Source organism: Secundilactobacillus paracollinoides DSM 15502 = JCM 11969, assembly GCF_001311135.1.
In the GTDB taxonomy this organism is placed as follows: Bacteria; Bacillota; Bacilli; order Lactobacillales; family Lactobacillaceae; genus Secundilactobacillus; species Secundilactobacillus paracollinoides.
In genome coordinates this window covers 1-1,633 of sequence record NZ_BBAG01000144.1, presented here as the reverse complement: position 1 = coordinate 1,633, position 1,633 = coordinate 1, and the positions used below count along the sequence as shown (strand labels likewise).

Sequence of the window (1,633 nt, the reverse complement as noted above, 5' to 3'; positions counted from 1 at the left end):
CCCGTCAGTTTTCGTATTTTTTCGAAAACTGACGGGTATGTCTTTATCTTTTGCTGAAATACGATGTTTATCAGTTCTAGCTAGTGAGATCTTTCAACTAACTCAGAATTGCTTTGAACTTTTGGATACACTTGTCCCTTGGTTGTACAGATTTTTTTAATTTTGCCGGTTATTCAATAGCTGGATACGCTGTAGAGCCTGGTAGAACAGCCGATGGTAAACATGATACGAGCTCAGCCGCAACTGAATGCGTCGGCCAGTATGCACAACACGTGCCGCAACTTTGAATAAACGGATCCGCAATGTGCTAACGCACAAGCCGGAATCATGTTTTGTCAGTGCTAGCTGCTTTAAAAAGTTGACAATATTGTAAGCCAGTACACTAACCATCATCCGGGCAGCATTGGCATTAAACGTTGAACTATCAGTCTTATCGAAAAAGAAACCTGTTTTAGCTTCTTTGATGTAATTTTCCATTTGGCTGCGTTTGTGATACAGTTCGAAGGCAGTTTCAGCCGTTAAATTAGTCAGATTAGTGACGATAAATTCATGTGAAAAGATCAGTTCACCAGCTACTCGAGTTGATTTAATATAAATCTGCCGTGGCTTAGGCCACGATGCTGATTGATAGATTTCAGAGTAGTAATGAGTCTCTTCCTCTTGCCACTGGGTTTGATCACTGATCTTGACGAACTTTTCAGCTAGATTCTGTAATTTTCGATTGCATTTGAGTCGAATAATGTAAAACACATCGTTGGCTTCACAGACATCGTAAACTTCTGGCGTGGCGAAGCCACTATCACCACGAACCAGAATGTCAGTCGTGGGCAGCTGAGTTTGATAATGCTTTAATAGTGGTGTTAAAAAAGCTTTTACATCTTTGCTGGTGTAGGCATTTCCAGGACGCAAGACAGCTTTCAATAAGTTACCATCTTGATCAGTTGCCAGTAATGGATGATATCCTTCAGTACCATAATGTGCGTTGTAGTTAGTGGCTTCCTGTTTGCCATAAGTGTCTGAGTGAGTCGAATCGATATCAATAATCGTGGCTGTCTGGTTGGTTAATAGTCGAACACGGTCGATCAAAGCCTCATTTAAAGTCTGTAATGTGCTAACACTATCTTTATCAAAGCGTTGCCAAAAACGTGATATTGTTGCTTGTGAAGCCAAAGACGGTTTATCCAATAATAATTTAAAAAGCGGTTCTTTTTCTAAAGAAGTTGCCGCAGAATCTGCGCTATAACCAGCAATAATCTGAAGAATTAACTGTTTTAAGATACTAGAATTACTGTGTTGACAATATCGTCGCTGGTCATTGAACCTCAATAGTTTGTCGGCCAAGATGGTGAACTGGAATTTTGCCATCAGCTCTACACACAATGTTAGCCCGCCATCGGAAGATAATTGACCACCCGTATGCGATACTAAAATGATTTTGTTGAAATTTAATGCCATTTCCTGTAAAGTTTTCAATATAGAGTCCTCTTCTCTCATGTGGTTTTGTTTAGCAATTTAACTATACCAGAGCTGGGGCTCTTTTTGTGTACTTAAAAGGTGAAAATACAAAATACCCATCAAACGCGTGATGCATGTGTTTGATGGGTATTTTGCATATCTTTGTGAATAAATCAGG

Annotated in this window: 1 protein-coding gene; it reads right to left on the bottom strand. The window is 39.7% G+C overall.

Annotated features, from left to right (window positions below):
* Positions 1-156: 156 nt before the first annotated feature.
* A complete protein-coding gene (locus tag JCM11969_RS16635; RefSeq protein WP_054713002.1) occupies positions 157-1,473 on the bottom strand; it encodes an IS1380 family transposase in 1,317 nt (438 codons plus the stop codon).
* Positions 1,474-1,633 lie beyond the last annotated feature (160 nt).